A 19,791-nucleotide genomic window follows, 5' to 3' on the forward strand; every position below is an offset into this window, starting at 1 on the left:
GATGTGGAAAAAATAATAGATATTGAAGATCGGATTCCATCTATGCGTAAAAAACGCAGAAGAAAGGCCAATATGAGCTTTCTTCTACTCGTCGTGATATTCGTCCTTGTTCTTCTTGCCTTATTGTATTTCCAATCTTCATTAAGCGATGTATCGAATATATCCATTAATGAGACTGTTTTACACAAAAGTGAGGAGTATAAAGATCAGAGTGGATTGTATAAGGGGCAATCACTATGGGGTTTCCGTGCTAAAGATATAGAAAAAAATATCAAGAAAATTCCCGGCGTGAAAGATGCCACGGTGAGTCGTGATTTTTATAATGATGTTTCCATTCATGTTACAGAGTGGGAACCGGTTGCCTTTATAGAGAATCAAGGACAATATAATTTATTGTTGGAAAATGGTGATCGCCTAGAAACTACCGATCCTGATATCCTTTCTCATGCGCCTATCCTATCTGGTTTTACCGATCCTGAAGTTACGGAACGAATGATCGGTGAACTACAAATGATGGATAGTACAGTTTTTGAACTCCTGTCAGAGCTTCGTTATCAAGGAGAAGAAAAAATTGACGTATTTATGAGTGATGGATATGAGGTACATGCAGTGATTTTAGGTTTCGCTGATAAAATGTCCTACTATCCGGATATCATCGCTCAATTGCCAAAAGAAGAAAAAGGCGTGCTAGATATTGAAATTGGCGTGTATTTTAAAACATATACAGATTTCTACAAAGAACCAGTACCGATAGATGTGGAAATTCCACAGCCCACTGAAGAGTCAGCCACAACAAAGGGCAAGCCGGTCGAAGTAGAAATGAATAAGGAGGAAAAAAGTGAGCAAAACACTGAAGAAAACTAGAGAAAAACGCGGCAAGCAATTGGTGCTATCCATCGTATTTCTAGTCTTGGGCTTCATGCTTGCATTTTCCTACCGTACAATTGGCAGTAAGCAACAAGTGTTGGATTCACAGCAAACCAATTTATTTCAGCAAGAAGAACAGTATCGGGCCGATTTAATCGATCAGCAAGAGAGAAATAAGGAATTGACAAATGAATTATTGGAGAAACAGAAAAAAGTGCATTCGTTTGAGCAGGAGTTCTCCGATAAAGAAAAAAATCATGCGGTTCTTGTGGAAAAAGCTCGAGATTTAAGATTATTGCTTGGCGATATTCCGTCAAAAGGTGCAGGAGTAAAAGTAACACTGGAAGATGCAGCTTATGATCCTTCAATACAAAATCCGAATGATTATATCGTCCATGAAAGTCACGTTTTACGTGTAATTAATGAATTGAAAATCGCAGGTGCGCAAGGAATGACAATCAATGGGCAACGGATTAATTCGAATTCGTACATAAAATGTACAGGCCCTGTTATTATGGTTGATGGCAGAACGTTTCCAGCACCTTTTATTATAGAAGCAGTAGGAGATCCGAAAGTGCTAACTCCAGCGCTACATTTAAAAGGCAGTGTTATAGATGGTTTGTTGCGAGATAATATCGTCGTCACATTGGAAGAAATGAAGGAAGTTCAACTACCTGCGATTCGTGACGAAGTATGAGGGATTGTGGGGGGGTAGAGTGAAGCAAAAAATACACTGGAAGTTCACGTTGATTCTCGGTATAGTGGGATTTGTATTGGCTTTACAATACAACACAATGAATACTACATCTCCACGAGACACTCGAGATTTATGGGCTATTCGTAAAGAATTATCGAGTGAAAGAAAAATCCACTCTGAACTTTTAGAAGAAATCAGGGGAATTGACCAGACGCTTGTTGCTTATAATGCATCACCCGAAGCCAATGCAGCAAGTGTGTTGCAAGACACGTTGGATAAACTGTATAAACAAGCGGGATTCATGCCGACCACTGGTCCAGGATTTGTAATAGAAGTCGCGCCATCCCCTGAAAGTATTGCGTTCGGTTATGAAATAGAGCCAGTATCGTCTGAACTGCTGGCTTGGTTTATTAATGTGGTGAATCAACAACAAGGTAATGAGTTGGAGATTGATGGCAAGCGTTTTACTACATTGAGTTGGATCCGGGATATCAATGGTAATCTGACCGTCAATGGGGAAGTGGTTTCCACACCACCGTTCAATATTAAAGTCGTTTCTCCTACGAAGGAAGAAAGTGAAAAGTTGTATAATCAATTATTGACAACTACCATACAAGATGAGTTTTATTTGGACGACTTAATACTGACAATTAGTGAACCAACGGATGACATTACGTTACAAGGCTGGACGGGCGGTTTTGAAAATCGGTTTTTAAAAGAACAAACAAAGGAGGAATGACAATATGTGGCTACCCTTACTTGGGCTCCTCCTTGGCGTTTCACTAGGTTTGCTCTCGGATATACAGATCCCGCAAGTATATAATAACTATTTAACTATTGCGATTCTCGCTGCATTTGATACACTATTTGGTGGAATCAGAGCCTATCTTCAGCAAGTGTATGACGACCGAATATTCGTCAGCGGATTTTTCTTCAATATACTATTAGCAGCAGCACTTGCTTTTATCGGTGTACACTTAGGTGTAGATTTATACTTGGCAGCAGTTTTCGCTTTTGGTGTACGATTATTCCAAAACATCGCGGTCATCAGAAGAATCTTGCTCGCAAAATGGACGGGTAGAAACAAAAATTCCGACACAAATGCGTAATATTACATGTTTTTAGAAGAGGGTGTTGAAAATATTTAGACAAAGCAGTCATAATACAATAGAATGGAAGTTACTAGTTACATTAAGGAGGTGTCAATAATTGAGTAAATCAAATCATTACGTATCACTTGATATAGGATCATCCACAATTAAAGTCTTAATTGGGGAGATGGATCAAAATGCCCTGCATGTAATCGGTGTAGGAAATGTACAATCTGCTGGAATTCGCAAAGGAACAATTATTGATATTGATGCCACTGTCCAGTCAATCCGTAAAGCGATTGAACAGGCTGAAAGAATGACAGGCTTGAAAATTGAAGAAGTAGTTCTTGGCATACCTGCAAATGGCGTTCAGTTCCAAAACGTCAAAGGTGTTGTGGCTGTGAACTCTGAAAATCGTGAAATCACAGATGATGACCTAGAAAGAGTTATGAAATCATCACAAGTAATGAATGTTCCACCGGAAAGAGAATTCGTCAATTTAGTGCCAAAGCAATTTATTGTCGATGATTATGATGAAATCACAGACCCCCGTGGTATGATGGGAGTAAGATTGGAAATGGACGCGACGTTAATTACGACGTCCAAAACTCAACTACATAACATTTTACGCTGTGTAGAAAAAGCTGGTTTACAAATACGCGAAATTTATTTGCAGCCATTGGCGGCAGGTACATTCGCATTATCTGAAGATGAAATGTATCATGGAACTGCCTTTATCGATATTGGTGGAGGATCAACTACGGTTTCGGTGTTCGCTGAAAATCGTTTGATTAGTACGTCTGTATTACCTGTTGGCGGAGATCATATTACAAAAGACTTATCAATCGTCTTAAAAACACCTACAGAACAAGCAAGAATGATTAAGCATCAGTATGGACACGCCTATTATGATGATGCTTCAGATGAAGAATTATTTGAAGTACCGGTAGTAGGGTCAGATGCAAAAGATCAATATAGCCAGCGTTATATCTCTGATGTTATCGGTTCACGTCTTGAAGAATTGTTCGAATTGATTCTCGAAGACTTATATGCAACAGGTATCCGTGACTTGCCTGGCGGTATCGTCATCACAGGCGGTACAGCTAAATTGGACGGGATTTTACAGTTGGCTCGTGATGTCTTTAAAACAAGAGCTAGATTATACACACCAGAATATATTGGTGTCCGTGAGCCAATGTATTCTACTGCGGTTGGCTTGATTCGCTATGCATATATGGAAGATGTGTTCTTTGGTTATGAAGAAGAGCCGGTTGGTTCACCTCAATCATCAGACTCCATTTATGAAGTTGCGGAACCTGTAGCTAGACCAGTTAAGCCGAAAAAAGAAAAAGGTCAAGGATTCATGAAACGCGCTAAAAAAGTATTCGACAATTTCTTTGAGTAAACCATTGTGTTGAACAGGGAATTACAGATAATTTAGAGGAGGAAAATCAATGCTTGAATTTGAGACGAATATAGATGCATTAGCGGTAATTAAAGTTATTGGAGTGGGCGGCGGCGGAAACAATGCGGTCAACCGTATGATTGAACATGGAGTGCAAGGTGTAGAATTTATCGCGGTAAATACGGATGCTCAAGCATTGAAATTATCATCGGCTGAAATCAAACTACAAATCGGTGAGAAGCTTACTAGAGGACTTGGCGCAGGCGCTAACCCTGAGGTAGGTAAAAAAGCTGCTGAAGAAAGTAAAGAGCAGATCGAAGAAGCTCTACGTGGAGCAGACATGGTCTTCGTTACAGCTGGTATGGGAGGCGGAACTGGTACGGGTGCAGCACCAGTTATCGCTCAAATCGCTAAAGATATTGGTGCATTGACAGTAGGTGTGGTTACACGTCCGTTCACTTTTGAAGGAAGAAAGAGATCTACTTCAGCAGCTGGCGGTATCGCAAGCATGAAAGAAGCAATCGATACGCTAATTGTTATTCCAAATGACAAGTTGCTGGAGATTGTGGATAAAAACACTCCAATGCTTGAAGCGTTCAGAGAAGCTGACAATGTATTGCGTCAAGGTGTTCAAGGTATCTCGGATTTGATCGCAGTACCTGGATTGATCAATCTCGACTTTGCTGACGTGAAAACGATCATGTACAACAAAGGATCTGCATTGATGGGGATCGGTATGTCTACTGGTGAAAATCGTGCAGCGGAAGCCGCGAAAAAAGCTATTTCTAGTCCGTTGCTTGAAACATCAATCGATGGAGCCAAAGGTGTCTTAATGAATATTACAGGTGGTTCGAACTTGAGCTTGTTTGAAGTGCAGGAAGCAGCTGATATTGTTGCCACTGCTTCAGACGAAAACGTTAACATGATCTTCGGTTCTGTTATCAACGACGACTTGAAAGATGAAATCATCGTCACAGTCATCGCGACAGGATTTAACGAAGAACAATTAGCTCCATCAAGACAACGTGGTGCTGGGGTAACGGGTGGCGTTCGCCCACAAAGAGCTGTACAACAGCAACCGCCAGCACAACAGAGCAGATATGAAGAGCAACCACGTTACGAACAACAAGCTGAGCCGAGACAGCCACAGGTTAATCAGCAGCATCAGCACGAAGAACAATTGGATATCCCAACGTTCTTACGTAATCGTACGCGTCGTAAATAATAAATAGAACTAGCTTCCCGCAAGAGATGAAATTCTCATGCGGGAAGCTTTTTTGATTTCGTCATAGCGCGATGACTATACGCACTTAAAAATATGTCGAAGTTTTTATAGGAAACCATCCAAAGCCCGACAGGTTTTTCATTAAAGCCATGATAATCTGTTTGTAAGGAGGCCGGCATATGTATGGAGAACTGATGATAGGGATCAACATGCTCTTTAACTACGCCATCCTATCATTCACTAATAAAGTTGGAAATCATCAAACGAGCAAAAGGAGGTTATGGAGCGCAGCATTTCTCGGTGCCTTCTTTATTACGTTGTTCCCGTATTCTTTGCCAGCGATGATCTTCACTTTTTTAGGAATGACGTATATCGCATTTGGACAAACGTTTAGGAGTTGGAAAAGTTCGATTCTCGCTGTACTGATTGCGGCTTTCTTCGCAGGTGGAATGTTGACCTTGATCTATGCACAGATTAGTATCAGCGTAAATCAACGCTTTTTATTCGTAGCGATTGGTCTAACCTATCTGTCGTTATACATCGTGAAGCATAAATGGATTGACACACGCATGATGAATAAGTTAATGAGTTTCACGCTGGACTCAGAATTGAATTTATGGGGACATTCCATTCCACTTAAGGTATTCATCGATACGGGTAATCATTGCGTAGAACCATTATCAGGAGATCCTGTGCATTTTATTGGCTATCAGGCAATCAAAGATCAGCTGCCAGACGACTTCGCTTCAGCACTAGTGTCCTGGAATCCTGAAAAATCTCCAGACTTGGCGAGTTTCCCTGCTACTTATCAAAAGAATCTTCGTTTAATACGATTGCAGACTGTTCAAGGTGCTTCGTGGGCTGTTGGAATCAAGTATGATAGCTGGTTGCTCGAAGGAGAGTTATTGCCTGTAGGATACATCGTCTTGACGAAAGAACAGCATCAATACCCTCAAGGTGCAGCGGCTATTTTGCAAATGAGTGCGATGGATGTACTAAAAGAAGAAGGGAGAACGGCTATATGTTGATAGAAGTAAAAAAATGGGTTTCTTATATTGTGGGATTCTTTAGACAAAAAAGCGGCATATTTTATATTGGTGGACATGAGTCTCTTCCTAAGCCACTCGATAAGGAGCAGGAAGCAAAAATGATTGCGGCATTAATGAATGGCGATGCTGCTGCGCGTGATACATTAATTGAAAAAAATTTACGTCTCGTTGTCTATATCGCAAGGCGCTTCGATAATACGAACACGAATATTGAAGATCTCATTAGTATAGGAACTATCGGCTTGATCAAAGCAATAGAAACTTTTAAAGCAGATAAAAATATTAAGCTGGCGACATATGCTTCTCGTTGTATTGAAAATGAAATTTTAATGCATTTGCGTAAAACGAATCGAATTCGTTCGGAGATCTCATTTGATGAACCGTTAAATTCGGATGCCGATGGTAATGAGTTACTTCTATCGGATATCCTAGGGACAGATGAAGACATTATTATAGACGATGTCGAGAAAAAGCTAGAGCGTCAATATATGATCGATGCCATTTCAGTTTTAGATGAAAGAGAACGTTATATTATGGAACAACGATTCGGACTAATGGGCACGAATGAAATGACACAAAAAGAAGTAGCGGATCTTCTCGGTATTTCACAATCGTATATATCTAGATTGGAAAAGAAAATAATTTCTGAGCTCCGAGATCGACTAAATCAACCAATTTCATAACTGGGCTTATCGGCAGAAATTGGCGATTCGTGAATTCGCATATTCTAAAGAGTTGAGGACACACTACTCTGTACACTCACCTATAGAATGCGGAGGAAGAGCCAATGGTACGTACAAGAGTAGAAATTTGTGGGATCAATACGTCCGAGCTGCCTTTATTAACTGCCGATGTGATGAAAGAGACATTCATCCGTTTGCAAAGCGGTGACGAATTTGCTAGAGATGAATTGGTATTTGCGAATTTACGTCTCGTACTTAGCCTTGTTCAACGCTTTAACTATCGTGGAGAGCAGGCTGATGATTTATTCCAGGTTGGTTGTATTGGGTTGTTGAAAGCCATAGACAATTTTGACTTAAAACATAATGTCCGGTTTTCCACCTACGCTGTGCCGATGATTATTGGAGAAATCAAACGACATCTTCGTGATCATCATGCTGTTCGTGTATCCAGATCGTTACGTGATATCGCTTATAAAGCCATCAGGGCAAAAGAACAATATGTCAACGAACATCAACACGAACCAAGAATTTCAGATCTCGAGAAGATTACCGGCATACCGGAAGAAGATATACTCTTCGCCTTAGATGCCATACAGGACCCTATGTCGTTGCATGAGCCAATGAACAGCGATGGCGGCGATCCGATTTATATGATGGATCAGCTACATGACCAGAGAGTATCAGAGGATCGTTGGATGAACTATGTGTCCATTAAAGATAAAATGAGCGAGCTGGACGAACGTCAACAACTTATCGTTTCCAAACGATTTTACCTCGGTCAGACGCAAACCGAAATTGCTAAGGAGCTCGGAATCTCACAGGCTCAAATCTCAAGAATTGAAAAGCATGCGATGGAGCAGATTCGGCTTGGAATTGAGCAGAAGAAATAATGATAGCGATTGATATACAAAGACTGTCCTTTCCACATAAACGTGGGGGGACAGTTTTTGTTTTTGTTGGCGAAGTGAGTGGGTGAGGGGAAGGCAACGTTACTTTGCGTTCCAGGCGGACGCGTTCGGGCGGGCCCGCGGTGAGCCAACCAGGTCGCGTAGCTCCCTTTGGTTGTCTCACCTGTCGGGCTGAACCTCCCCGAGTCGCCTTCCACTACGATTCACTTTTGTTTTTCTGGATATAGATGGGAGGAGATATAGTCAAACCCAAACCCAAACCCAAACCCAAACCCAAACCCAAACCCAATACGCAAGCGCTCATAGATTCGTCTAAGTGATCATAGCAACTTCACGACCGCTCAATGATCTCAACAAGCGATCATATTCATTGGGTAAACGCTCTTAGAAGCAATTAAGTGATCATACTTGCTTTGTAAGCGCTCATTGAGCTTCAAGACTTTACAGATTTTGAATTTAAATAAGTAATAAAGCGCCACTAAGTCACTTGCCAATAACAATGACGTTTAAAACTAATCGCAATCTCACGGTAGGATTGTAGTGGAAAAGGTGGCGACACCTGGTGATCAGCACGATCTTGAGATCCTAGACTGAGCGAGAGCCGTTGCGAAGTACGGCTTTTGCGAGTAAAAGCGAAGCGTTAGGAGCACATCTTTGCACGTAGCGATGGAAGCGGCTCAAGATTTTACCCCCGGAAAGCATCCACTTCTGCAACGGAAATCCCAAACCACTATCCAATGTCTCCCTCTCTAGGCACTTTCTAATTCGTCGAGCATTTTTCCACGTTCTCATTAAAACTCACTATGCATAGTATGAAAGAAGGAGGGGAAACTATGCGTTTTTCCAGCTTACAGAAAAAAGAAGTCATTGAACTGAAAAAAGGGTCTTTCCTCGGTTTTGTTCAAGACGCCACAATCGACATCGAAAAAGGAGAAATTGCTCAACTTCATATAGGCGAACTTGAACGCTCATTCTTCTCAGACAGCAAGTCAAAAGGTGTCCAAAAAATCAATTACAAAGACGTCATGACGATTGGAAAAGATATTATCTTGATTGAGAATAAACGGCTCAATAAATGACTTATCGTTGATATATAGTGCCCAAATTGATACAATGAAATAAAGCTAATGAAAAGTAGTGATAATATGGAACAAGTAGAACAACGACTAGCCACTATACAAAATCAAATAAACGAAGCATGTGAAACGTCAAATCGCAGCTCGGATGATATCACGTTAATAGCTGTCACGAAGCAAGTATCTTCCGCTAGAGCCCAATCCCTACTAGATATTGGGATTAGGAACTTAGGGGAAAATCGTCTCGAAGGATTGCTTGATAAGCAAGAAACGATTGTAGGTCCAGTCAATTGGCACTTTATTGGTAACTTACAAACACGCAAAGTAAAAGAATTAGTCGACACGATTGACTGCCTTCATTCGCTTGACCGTATGAGCCTTGCGAATGAAGTGAACAAGCGGGCAAGTAAGCCGCTAGATTGTTTTGTACAAGTCAATGTTTCAGGTGAAAAATCTAAATCGGGTATTACTCCCGATGAAGCAGATGTATTCTTTGAACAATTAGCGGCTTACGAAAACATTCATGTAATTGGACTGATGACGATGGCACCAAACACGGATGATGAATCTGTAGTTCGCAACACATTCCGTTCTTTACGTGAACTACGAGACAGAATCGCAACAAAAGGATTATCCTACGCACCGTGTACTAAACTGTCCATGGGTATGTCCAATGATTTTACAATTGCAATAGAAGAAGGTGCAACTCATATACGCATCGGCACTGCATTGGCCGGATCAGAAAGCGAGGAAACTGAATGAGCCTCAAAAAACGATTGGAAAAAATGTTTTGGGTACAGGAAGAAGATTTAGTTCAACAACCGAAACCCCAAAGCAAACCAACAAAAGGTGAACAAGCAATGGCTCGCAAAGAGATGAAGAAGCTAGCAGGGAAGAAACGGGCTGTCAATAGTCGACTTCAAGCCTCACCGCAAAAACCTTCATCTACACAAGCCCCAGTGATTAGCCTACAAAGTCTTCAAAAATCATCAAAAGTCATTCTACTCGAGCCGCGTTCTTATGCTGAAGTAGAGGATATTGCAGAACATTTGAAGAATCGCCGTTCTGTCGTTGTGAACTTACAGCAGATAGAGCGAGATCAAGGATTTCGTATCATTGATTTCTTAAGTGGGACAGTTTATGCCCTCGGTGGCGACATTCAACGAATTGGCGCAGATATATTTCTATGTGCACCTGACAACGTAGAAGTAGCCGGTAAAATAACGGAGTTTCTATCTGAACAACAAGAACGATAGGCTACACAACTTAGAACTTTCAATAGTTGAAAGTTGAACAATTTGAATGAGGTGTACATGTTATTATGATCGCATTATTAAACAATTCTTATTTATTAATATCCGGAGCGTTACAAATCTATTCAATCCTATTGGTCATTTATATTTTAATGTCATGGGTTCCATCTACTAGAGAAACAAAATTTGGGCAGCTGATAGCAAAGATAGCAGAGCCCTATTTAGGCTTTTTCCGTAAGTTCATACCTCCATTCGGCATGATTGATTTTTCACCGATCGTCGCATTGCTGTCCTTACAATTAATCAGCAGAGGGATTGGACAGATTTATTTGATGATCTTCCAAGCATTAGTAAATTAAGTATAACCTTAACTGAATTTGGAAATCCTCACAAGGTGGGGATTTTTTTATATAAGGAGAAGAAATAGAATGGATTCAATATTTCAACATTTTCGTAAAGAAGAACAACCGTTTATTGAAAAAGTGAATAGTTGGGTGAAAGAAGTAGAAGATACATATGCGCCCAAGCTAACAGAGTTTATGGATCCACGTCAGCGGTTCATAACAGAATCAATCGTGAGAAATTCAGATCTCACATTGACAGCTGAAGGTGGCTTTAATGATGCAGAACGACAGCGTGTACTCATCTACCCTGATTATTACACCCCGATTAAAGAGGATTTTCAAATCAGTATATATAAAGTGAATTATCCGCAAAAATTCGTTACGATGAAACATTCCCAACTCCTTGGATCTTTACTGTCTGTTGGAATTGAACGTTCACGGTTTGGTGATATACAAATAACTGAAGAAGCGGTGCAATTTGCGGTTGCTGAGGAAGTATCTGAATACATCCATGTCCATTTCACGCAAGTCGGTAAAGTGAAAGTTTCAGTAGAGCCAGTTTTGACCACGGAAGACTTTATTAATGTAAAAGAAGAGTGGACGGAAGAACTGCATATCGTTAGTTCATTGCGTTTGGACGTAGTTGTAGCAGCATTAACAAACAGTTCAAGAGCTAAAGCTTCTTCACTTATTAAGGCGGAAAAAGTAAAAGTGAATTGGGCTATGATTGATCAACAAGCATTTGAAGTGGAAGAATATGATGTACTCTCAATTAGAGGATTTGGCCGCTTTAGAATTATGAGTATCGAAGGGCGTACAAAGAAAGATAAAATTCGCGTGATGATCGGTGCGCTAGTCTGAATAGAATCCTTGATAAATTAAGAAAAGTAGTGTTTAATCAAGTAGTAAACACAATCACACTGTAAACTATGTAAGCATACTGAAAGGAGAAAGCGTATTATGGCTTTAACCCCTACGGATATACATAACAAAACATTCAACACGAAATTTCGTGGCTATGACGAAGATGAAGTGAATGGATTTTTAGAACAATTGATGAAAGACTACGAAAACGTTCTGAAGAAAAATGAAGAACTTGAAAAAACAGTTTCTGATAATGAAGTTAAGATTACTCACTTTAATTTAATAGAAGAAACGATGCAGAAATCTATTCTGATTGCACAAGAAGCTGCAGAAGATGTTCGCAAAAATGCTATTCAAGAATCAAAGTTAATCATTTCTGAAGCAGAAAAGAATGCAGACCGCCTTGTTAACGACGCACTCGCACAGGCAAGAAAGATTGCACTAGAAGTCGAAGTGTTGAAGAAGCAGTCAAAAGTATTCAAAAGCCGTTTCAAGATGATGGTAGAAGCGCAGCTTGATATGATCAACACTGAAGACTGGAACGACTTGTTGAAGTATGAGTTGGATACATCCAGCGTTGAAAGTGCAGCTGAGCAAGAGTTGGATATTCCGAATGTAGACAGTCTGGATGAAGAACTAGTTACGAAGACGAAAGAAGCTTGACAACTTCCGAACACATTTTTATAATGAAAAGTAAATTGAAACGAAGAAGCGTTGACGGAAAAAGTACTTTCTGATTTTGCCCATAGCGAGCCGGGGATGGTGTAAGCCCGGTGGTAAATCAGAAACGAAAATCACTCCTGAGCTAGAACCTTTATGTAGATCTTGGTTCTCGGCCTCACACTGTCGTTACTAGTGTCTAAGCGGCAATTGCGTTATGCAATTGCAAGTAGGGTGGTACCGCGAGAATGAACCTCGTCCCTTTTTGGGATGGGGTTTTTCTGATTTCTCAAGAAAGAGAGCGCTTGATCTAGCTGATTTCATTTCTTAAACAATAAATTGAATCACACATATTTTAAGGAGGAATTATAATGGAATATAAAGATACATTACTTATGCCGAAAACTGATTTCCCTATGCGTGGAAATTTGCCAAATAATGAGCCGAAAATGCAGGAAGAGTGGAATGAGAAGAATATCTATCAGCAAGTTCAAGAACGTACTGCGGACCGTCCGTTCTTCATTTTGCATGATGGACCGCCTTATGCAAACGGTGACTTACACATGGGTCACGCACTTAACAAAGTACTAAAGGACTTTATCATTCGTTATAAATCAATGTCTGGGTTCCACGCACCCTATGTACCGGGTTGGGACACACACGGTTTACCAATAGAGCAAGCACTTGTAAATAAAAAGGTTGATCGCAAAAAAATGAGTACCGCTGAATTCCGTAAAATGTGTGAAGAGTATGCCCTTCAACAAATTGACAATCAGCGTACGCAGTTCAAGCGTTTAGGTGTTCGTGGAGATTGGGATAATCCATACATCACGCTGAAGCCTGAATTTGAATCACGTCAAATACAAGTATTTGGTGAAATGGCTAAAAAAGGCTATATCTATAAAGGACTAAAACCTGTCTACTGGTCTCCTTCAAGTGAAACTGCCTTGGCAGAAGCGGAAATTGAATATCAGGATAAGAAATCTCCCTCCATATACGTCAGCTTCTCAATCTCGGATGGGAAAGGTGTACTGGAGCATGATGAGAAGTTCCTGATCTGGACAACAACACCTTGGACAATTCCAGCAAACTTAGGAATTTCCGTTCATCCTAAATTTACGTATGCAGTAGTAAAGGTTCAGAATGAGAAATTTGTAGTAGCAAAAGACTTAATCGAGTATTTGGCAAAAGAATTGGAATGGGAAGAGTACTCAATCGAAAAAGAAATTCAAGGTGTAGATCTTGACCGAATCGTTGCGAGACATCCATTTTATGACCGTGATTCATTAGTTATGTTAGGTGAGCATGTTACGGCAGATGCGGGTACAGGTTGTGTCCATACAGCACCAGGCCATGGTGAAGATGACTTCTACGTAAGTAAGCAATATGGAATCGATGCATTATCTCCAATTGATGATCGAGGTGTCATGACGGAGGAAGCACCATTTTTCGCAGGTATGTTCTATGAGGATGCGAATAAAGCGGTAACTGAAAAGCTGAAAGAAGTCGGGGCACTTCAAAAGTTGTCATTCTTCACTCACTCGTACCCGCATGATTGGCGTACGAAGAAGCCAGTCATCTACCGTGCGACTGCACAATGGTTCGCTTCTATTGAATCTTTCAGAAATGATTTACTCGAAGCAATCCGAACTACTACATTCACACCAGCTTGGGGTGAAACACGTTTATTTAATATGGTGCGTGACCGTGGTGACTGGTGTATTTCCCGTCAGCGCGTATGGGGTGTTCCCATTCCGGTATTCTATGCGGAAAATGGAGAGGCGATTCTTACAGATGAAACAGTCAGTCATGTAGCAGATTTATTCCGTGAGAATGGATCAAATGTCTGGTTCGAACGTTCTGCAAAAGAACTATTGCCAGAAGGCTATACACATGAAGGGAGCCCGAATGGCGAATTCACGAAAGAAACGGACATTATGGATGTTTGGTTCGACTCGGGTACTACTCATCAAGGAGTACTAGATGAACGTGATGATCTTCGTTACCCAGCAGATTTATATCTTGAAGGTTCCGATCAATATCGCGGTTGGTTCAACTCTTCATTGACAACGAGCGTAGCCATCAACGGTATTGCACCGTATAAAGGCATCTTGAGCCATGGTTTCACATTGGACAAAAATGGCCGTAAGATGAGTAAGTCTTTAGGGAATGTCATCGTTCCTTCGAAAGTCATCAATCAACTTGGTGCAGACATCGTCCGTCTATGGGTATCGTCTGTAGATTATACAGCAGATGTTCGTGTATCTGATTCGAACTTTAAGCAAGTATCAGAAGTCTACCGGAAGATCCGTAATACGATTCGTTTCTTGCATGGGAACGTAGCCGACTTTAATCCAACTACAAATCGTGTAGCATTTGATGATATGCGTGCAATTGATCAGTACGTCTATGTGAAGTTGCAGGATTTGATTGAGGAAGTTCTTACAGCTTACGAGCAGTATGCGTTCCCTACGGTCTACCACGCAATCAATAATTTCTGTACAGGCGTACTAAGCTCACTGTACTTGGATATTGCGAAAGATGTAGTCTATATCGAAGCTGCGAATCACCCAGATCGTCGTGCAATGCAGTCGGTGATGTATGATACATTGATTACACTAGTCAAGCTCATCACACCAATCTTGCCACACACAGCAGATGAAATGTGGAAAAATATTCAGTACGTTGAAGAAGATAGTGTCCAATTGACGGATATGCCTGAAGCTGATCATAAAGGTGAACTTGCGGACAAGCTTCGTGAGCGCTTTGATAATTTGATGGAGATTCGTGATGATGTCTTGAAAGCTCTCGAAGAAGCACGAAACGCGAAAGTAATTGGGAAATCATTGGAGGCAAAAGTGACTGTTGTGTTGCCTGAAGTTCAACGTGGCATATTGCAAGCAGAAGATATCGATTTTGCACAATTCTTCATCGTCTCGGACTTTGAAGAGAGTACAGATGCAGAGTTACCAAATGCATTGAAACTGGATCATGCAACGGTCTTGGTTGAACCTGCTGAAGGTGAGAAATGTGAGCGTTGCTGGACAATCTCTAAAACAGTTGGAGAAGATGCAGAACATTCAACACTATGTACACGATGCGCGACTGTTGTGAAAGAAAACTATGCGTAAGCAATTTTGATGTCGTAGCCATCATCATTCACTCGTGGATGATGATGGTTTTTTTGCATAGTGGAACTAACAAACACAATGGAAGACGTGTTTTTGTGGTAAACTAAAGAAGAAATTAGCTGGATGGAGGGTAATGAAGTGATCGTTTATTATGCAATCGCAGCACTGGTCATCGGCTTGGATCAGTTGACGAAATGGCTAGTCGTAAAAAATATGGAGTTAGGAGAACATATTTCTGTTCTCGATCCCTATATTGCATTGCTATCTCACCGTAACCGTGGTGCTGCATGGGGTATGCTTGAAGGGAAGATGTGGCTCTTTTTTATAGTGACCATTGTAGTAGTAGTAGCTATCATTTACTTTTTCCATACAGAAGGTAAAAAGGACCGATTACTAGGTATGAGTTTAATGCTATTGCTGGGCGGTGCGATTGGAAACTTTATCGATCGACTAGTCAGGGGAGAAGTAGTGGATTTCATCAGCGTCTTGATTCCTGTTATAAATTATGATTTTCCGATATTTAATGTGGCGGATGCCGCACTGACAATCGCTGTCATACTTATTTTGTTACACGTAGTGCTTGATGAAAAAAAGAAAAAGAAAAAGGTGTCGTAATGGAAAGAATTGAATATGAAATAACTGAAGAACTTACAGGCAATCGAATAGACAAAGCATTGGCTACTCTTCAACCGGATTGGTCACGTACACAAATCCAGCAATGGGTGAAAGAAGAACATGTTAAGGTGAATGACATTGCAATAAAACCGAACTATAAAGTCAAGTCAGGCGATAAGGTCACTGTTGAGCAGCCAGAAATCGAAGAGTATGATGTCAAAGCTGAAAACTTACATCTTGAAATCGTTTATGAAGATCAAGATGTATTGGTTGTTAACAAACCTGTCGGAATGGTGGTTCACCCATCAGCCGGTCATGTAAGTGGAACGTTAGTCAATGGATTGATGTACCAAGTGAAAGATTTATCAGGTATCAATGGTATTATGCGACCTGGTATCGTGCACCGTATCGATAAAGATACTTCCGGATTATTGATGGTGGCGAAAAATGATAAAGCGCATGTCTCATTAGTTAATCAGCTCGTTGCTAAATCAGTGAATCGTGTATATACTGCATTAGTTCACGGACATATTCCGCATGATAACGGCACAATAGATGCACCGATCGGGCGTGATAAGCGTGATCGTCAACGAATGGCGGTCGTGGATGATGGGAAAAATGCTGTTACACACTTTAAGGTCCTTGAACGTTTTGGCGCCTATACATTGGTTGAATGCCGCTTAGAAACAGGGAGAACTCATCAGATTCGTGTGCATATGAAATATATTGGTTTCCCTCTTGTAGGTGACCCAAAATACGGTCAGAGAAAAACAATCGATTTTGGCGGTCAAGTACTGCATGCGGGAACTGTTGGTTTTGATCACCCTACAACGGATGAATATATGGAGTTTACTGCCCAGTTGCCTGAAAATTACCAACAGTTGCTAAATGAGTTGCGTGCTTAATAGGCGTTGACAAACGCTTATTAAGAGATGTATACTCTAGTAAGAAATTGAATAGCGATACCTTTAACGTCAGTCCTGTGAGGCTGGGAAGGTTGCACGGAATTACATGATTGCTTACTGCGGTAAGTATCGATGTATGCTTTTTTCTGCACGTCCGCCCTCCAGTCTACTCTGACTGGAGGGTTTTTTTATAGAAAAAAGGTAAAAAAGAAAGGGGACTTATTGATATGACGGAAAAAGCAGAAATACTAGACGAACAAGCAATCACACGGGCGGTCACACGAATTGCCCATGAAATTATTGAAAAAAATCGGGGTATTGATCACTGCATCCTCGTTGGCATTAAAACAAGAGGGGCAATCTTGGCAAAACGCTTAGCAGATAAGATTGAACTAATTGAAGGTAAACCTATCAAAACCGGTGAATTGGATATCACATTGTACCGAGATGACCTTCAATTAAAGAATCAGCAAGGGGAAGCCTTCGTACAACAGGTCGACATCGAACATGATGTAGCCGACCAAAAAGTCATCTTGGTTGACGATGTTCTGTATACAGGCAGAACAGTACGAGCTGCATTAGATGCCATTATGGACTTAGGAAGACCTTCTTCCATACAGCTGGCTGTATTAGTAGATCGAGGTCATCGAGAACTACCGATTCGTCCCGACTTTGTTGGTAAAAATATCCCGACTTCAAATGAAGAGCGGGTAGTAGTCAGTATGATAGAAAAAGACGGAACGGATGGAGTCAAGATTCACACACGTACATTATAAGTAGCTGGGGGAAATGATAGATGAATGTAAAAGTATTAGATGTACATGAAAAACCGCAGCCTATTCGCTGGCTGGCACTAAGTTTGCAGCATATGTTTGCCATGTTCGGCGCCACAATTTTGGTACCACAACTTGTAGGCTTAAGTCCTGCTATCGCGTTATTAACGAGTGGGATCGCCACCATCGTATTTATTATCGTGACGAAGTTTCAAGTCCCTGCCTATCTAGGCTCTTCATTCGCTTTTATTGTACCAATTCAGATGGCGACACAATCTGGTGGGATCGGCAGTGCGATGATAGGTAGTATGTTCGTAGCATTGGTCTATGCCATCATATCGTTACTGATTTATAAAACCGGTTATCACTGGATTATGAAGTTACTACCACCCATCGTAGTGGGACCGGTCATTATGGTAATTGGATTGGCGCTCGCACCGACAGCCATAAATATGGCGAGCACAATCAATGTTGACGGAGCGGATGTTTATAGCGGCTTACACTTTTCCGCGGCTCTAGTAACACTTGCTTCTGCAGTATTTTGCTTAATGTTCTTTAAAGGAATTATTAGCTTAATGCCAGTTCTTATTGGAATCGTAGTTGGGTACATCTACTCTGCATTCATCGGCATTCTAGATTTCAGTAAAGTAGTAGAAGCCAAATGGTTTGCGGTACCAGATATGCTGATCCCGGGTGTGGATTATGAATTTGTCGTAACACCGACACTTCTGATCATTATGGTGCCAATCGCGATTGTCACGATCTCTGAGCATATAGGACACCAGTTGGTACTAGGTAAAGTCGTAAACCGGAATTATATTGAAAGTCCTGGGTTACACAGATCATTGCTTGGTGATGGGCTGGGCACACTTATGAGTGGACTAGTCGGAGGACCACCTAAAACTACATATGGAGAAAATATCGGTGTACTCGCTATCACACGAGTTTATAGTGTGTATGTGATCTTGGGAGCTGCGGTATTTGCGATAATCTTCTCATTTATCGGTAAAATTATGGCGTTGATCGCTACGATTCCTACAGCAGTACTTGGCGGAATATCCATTCTGTTGTTTGGTATCATCGCTTCATCAGGAATACGGATGCTCATCGACCACAAGATTGACTTTGATAATCAACGAAATCTAGTCATCGCATCGATCATCCTAGTAATCGGAATCGGTGGAGCGACTATCAATATAAGTGAAACATTCCAAATCGGCGGTATGGCATTAGCAGCAATTGTCGGGGTTCTGTTGAACCTAGTATTGCCGGGTAAAACAGATGATACTTTGATGGATAAGGAAGAATAGAAACAAAAAGCAATTCGTGCATGAAATACTTGCATTTCGTAAAGGAGGAACATCTGATGGAACATTTAGTTTCAATGAAAGACCTGACAGTGGAAGAAATCATGCTCATACTAGATAGGGCAGCGATTTTTAAACGGCTAGGCTTCAGGGAATTGCCTGGAACTTATACCGTCTGCAACTTGTTTTTTGAACCTAGTACGAGAACGAAAACAAGTTTTGAAATGGCAGAGCGTAAAGTAGGCGCGCAAATCATCCCCTTTGAGACAAGTTTCTCGAGTACCTTAAAAGGAGAATCTTTGTATGATACGATTAGGACGTTGGAAGCAATAGGGTTGGATGCCTTAGTCATTCGTCATCCAGCCGACGGTTTCTATGAAGAGTTACTACAACGAACGAATGTTGCAATCATTAATGCAGGAGATGGATCAGGTCAGCATCCGACACAATCCCTGCTCGATATCTTCACGATTCAAGAGGAGTTCGGTCATTTTGTAGGTCTGAAAGTATTGATTGCGGGAGATATTGGACATAGTCGGGTGGCACGTTCAAATGCAGAAGCTTTGCGGAAGCTCGGAGCTGAAGTCACGTTCCTTTGTCCACCGGAATGGGCGGGAGAATTCGACAGTGTCGACAACTGGGATGAAGTTATTGAAACGAGTGATGTCGTCATGCTCCTCCGAGTACAACACGAGCGTCACAATACAGAAATGGCGTATACGAAAGCTGCTTATCACGAGCAATATGGTCTCACTGTAGAACGGGCAGCTAGAATGAAAAAAAATGCGATCATCATGCATCCAGCTCCAGTGAATCGTGATGTAGAAATAGCAGATAGTTTAATAGAAAGTCCGCAATCACGAATTTTTAAACAGGTAGAAAACGGCGTCTATATTCGGGCAGCCGTTCTAGAACTTATATTGAAGGGGCGGAAGTAA

General features: G+C 41.1%; 21 protein-coding genes and 1 other annotated feature. All 21 genes read left to right on the plus strand.

Going from position 1 to position 19,791, the window contains the following annotated elements; all coding sequences use genetic code 11:
- Positions 1 to 3 precede the first annotated feature (3 nt).
- The 21 genes from CSV73_RS00350 to CSV73_RS00450 all read left to right on the plus strand — a co-directional run bounded on the left by CSV73_RS00350 (position 4) and on the right by CSV73_RS00450 (position 19,791).
- Entirely contained in the window at positions 4 to 864 is an 861-nt protein-coding gene (locus CSV73_RS00350; RefSeq protein ID WP_158232257.1) for a cell division protein FtsQ/DivIB, read from the plus strand.
- The gene (locus CSV73_RS00355; RefSeq protein ID WP_232319166.1) at positions 839 to 1,564 is read left to right on the plus strand and encodes a DUF881 domain-containing protein; all 726 of its coding nucleotides are present in this window, start codon (positions 839 to 841) and stop codon (positions 1,562 to 1,564) included. The genes CSV73_RS00350 and CSV73_RS00355 overlap by 26 nt, the downstream gene beginning before the upstream one ends.
- 19 nt (positions 1,565 to 1,583) lie before the next feature.
- Positions 1,584 to 2,303 (plus strand): DUF881 domain-containing protein, encoded by a 720-nt coding sequence (locus CSV73_RS00360; RefSeq protein ID WP_085133165.1) that lies wholly within the window; start codon positions 1,584 to 1,586, stop codon positions 2,301 to 2,303.
- 4 nt (positions 2,304 to 2,307) lie between these two features.
- Positions 2,308 to 2,673, plus strand: coding sequence for a small basic family protein (locus CSV73_RS00365; protein ID WP_085133166.1), 366 nt, complete (start codon positions 2,308 to 2,310; stop codon positions 2,671 to 2,673).
- Between the two features lie 100 nt (positions 2,674 to 2,773).
- Entirely contained in the window at positions 2,774 to 4,060 is a 1,287-nt protein-coding gene (gene ftsA / locus CSV73_RS00370) for a cell division protein FtsA (protein ID WP_085133167.1), read from the plus strand.
- Between the two features lie 49 nt (positions 4,061 to 4,109).
- Positions 4,110 to 5,285, plus strand: a complete 1,176-nt coding sequence (gene ftsZ, locus CSV73_RS00375; protein WP_099626332.1) for a cell division protein FtsZ — start codon at positions 4,110 to 4,112, stop codon at positions 5,283 to 5,285.
- A 179-nt stretch (positions 5,286 to 5,464) separates the two neighbouring features.
- The gene (locus CSV73_RS00380; protein WP_099626333.1) at positions 5,465 to 6,313 is read left to right on the plus strand and encodes a sigma-E processing peptidase SpoIIGA; all 849 of its coding nucleotides are present in this window, start codon (positions 5,465 to 5,467) and stop codon (positions 6,311 to 6,313) included.
- On the plus strand, positions 6,307 to 7,017 hold the full coding sequence (sigE, locus tag CSV73_RS00385; protein ID WP_085133170.1) for an RNA polymerase sporulation sigma factor SigE: 711 nt from the start codon (positions 6,307 to 6,309) through the stop codon (positions 7,015 to 7,017). The genes CSV73_RS00380 and sigE overlap by 7 nt, the downstream gene beginning before the upstream one ends.
- A gap of 104 nt (positions 7,018 to 7,121) precedes the next feature.
- Positions 7,122 to 7,907, plus strand: coding sequence for an RNA polymerase sporulation sigma factor SigG (gene sigG / locus CSV73_RS00390; protein WP_085133171.1), 786 nt, complete (start codon positions 7,122 to 7,124; stop codon positions 7,905 to 7,907).
- 851 nt (positions 7,908 to 8,758) lie between these two features.
- Positions 8,759 to 9,004 carry a PRC-barrel domain-containing protein gene (locus CSV73_RS00395; protein WP_158232258.1) on the plus strand — a complete coding sequence of 82 codons (246 nt, stop codon included), beginning with the start codon at positions 8,759 to 8,761 and terminating at the stop codon, positions 9,002 to 9,004.
- A gap of 66 nt (positions 9,005 to 9,070) precedes the next feature.
- Positions 9,071 to 9,763, plus strand: a complete 693-nt coding sequence (locus tag CSV73_RS00400) for a YggS family pyridoxal phosphate-dependent enzyme (protein WP_085133173.1) — start codon at positions 9,071 to 9,073, stop codon at positions 9,761 to 9,763.
- A complete protein-coding gene (locus CSV73_RS00405) occupies positions 9,760 to 10,257 on the plus strand; it encodes a cell division protein SepF (protein WP_085133174.1) in 498 nt (165 codons plus the stop codon). Before CSV73_RS00400 ends, CSV73_RS00405 begins: the two co-directional genes overlap by 4 nt.
- 65 nt (positions 10,258 to 10,322) lie before the next feature.
- The gene (locus CSV73_RS00410; RefSeq protein ID WP_085133175.1) at positions 10,323 to 10,613 is read left to right on the plus strand and encodes a YggT family protein; all 291 of its coding nucleotides are present in this window, start codon (positions 10,323 to 10,325) and stop codon (positions 10,611 to 10,613) included.
- A 69-nt stretch (positions 10,614 to 10,682) separates the two neighbouring features.
- Positions 10,683 to 11,459 carry a YlmH family RNA-binding protein gene (locus CSV73_RS00415; RefSeq protein ID WP_099626335.1) on the plus strand — a complete coding sequence of 259 codons (777 nt, stop codon included), beginning with the start codon at positions 10,683 to 10,685 and terminating at the stop codon, positions 11,457 to 11,459.
- Between the two features lie 99 nt (positions 11,460 to 11,558).
- The gene (locus tag CSV73_RS00420) at positions 11,559 to 12,125 is read left to right on the plus strand and encodes a DivIVA domain-containing protein (RefSeq protein WP_099626336.1); all 567 of its coding nucleotides are present in this window, start codon (positions 11,559 to 11,561) and stop codon (positions 12,123 to 12,125) included.
- A gap of 42 nt (positions 12,126 to 12,167) precedes the next feature.
- Positions 12,168 to 12,388, plus strand: a binding site (T-box leader).
- Positions 12,389 to 12,493: 105 nt separating this feature from the next.
- Complete coding sequence (ileS, locus tag CSV73_RS00425; RefSeq protein WP_085133178.1) at positions 12,494 to 15,253, plus strand: isoleucine--tRNA ligase; 2,760 nt, start codon at positions 12,494 to 12,496, stop codon at positions 15,251 to 15,253.
- A gap of 138 nt (positions 15,254 to 15,391) precedes the next feature.
- Positions 15,392 to 15,868, plus strand: coding sequence for a signal peptidase II (gene lspA, locus CSV73_RS00430; RefSeq protein WP_085133179.1), 477 nt, complete (start codon positions 15,392 to 15,394; stop codon positions 15,866 to 15,868).
- Positions 15,868 to 16,773, plus strand: coding sequence for an RluA family pseudouridine synthase (locus CSV73_RS00435; protein WP_085133180.1), 906 nt, complete (start codon positions 15,868 to 15,870; stop codon positions 16,771 to 16,773). The genes lspA and CSV73_RS00435 overlap by 1 nt, the downstream gene beginning before the upstream one ends.
- A gap of 227 nt (positions 16,774 to 17,000) precedes the next feature.
- Positions 17,001 to 17,549, plus strand: coding sequence for a bifunctional pyr operon transcriptional regulator/uracil phosphoribosyltransferase PyrR (pyrR, locus tag CSV73_RS00440; RefSeq protein ID WP_085133181.1), 549 nt, complete (start codon positions 17,001 to 17,003; stop codon positions 17,547 to 17,549).
- Between the two features lie 20 nt (positions 17,550 to 17,569).
- Positions 17,570 to 18,856 (plus strand): uracil-xanthine permease family protein, encoded by a 1,287-nt coding sequence (locus CSV73_RS00445; RefSeq protein WP_085133182.1) that lies wholly within the window; start codon positions 17,570 to 17,572, stop codon positions 18,854 to 18,856.
- A gap of 56 nt (positions 18,857 to 18,912) precedes the next feature.
- Complete coding sequence (locus CSV73_RS00450) at positions 18,913 to 19,791, plus strand: aspartate carbamoyltransferase catalytic subunit (RefSeq protein WP_099626337.1); 879 nt, start codon at positions 18,913 to 18,915, stop codon at positions 19,789 to 19,791.

Origin of the sequence: Sporosarcina sp. P1 (assembly GCF_002743155.1) — a bacterium.
GTDB lineage: Bacteria > Bacillota > Bacilli > Bacillales_A > Planococcaceae > Sporosarcina > Sporosarcina ureae_B.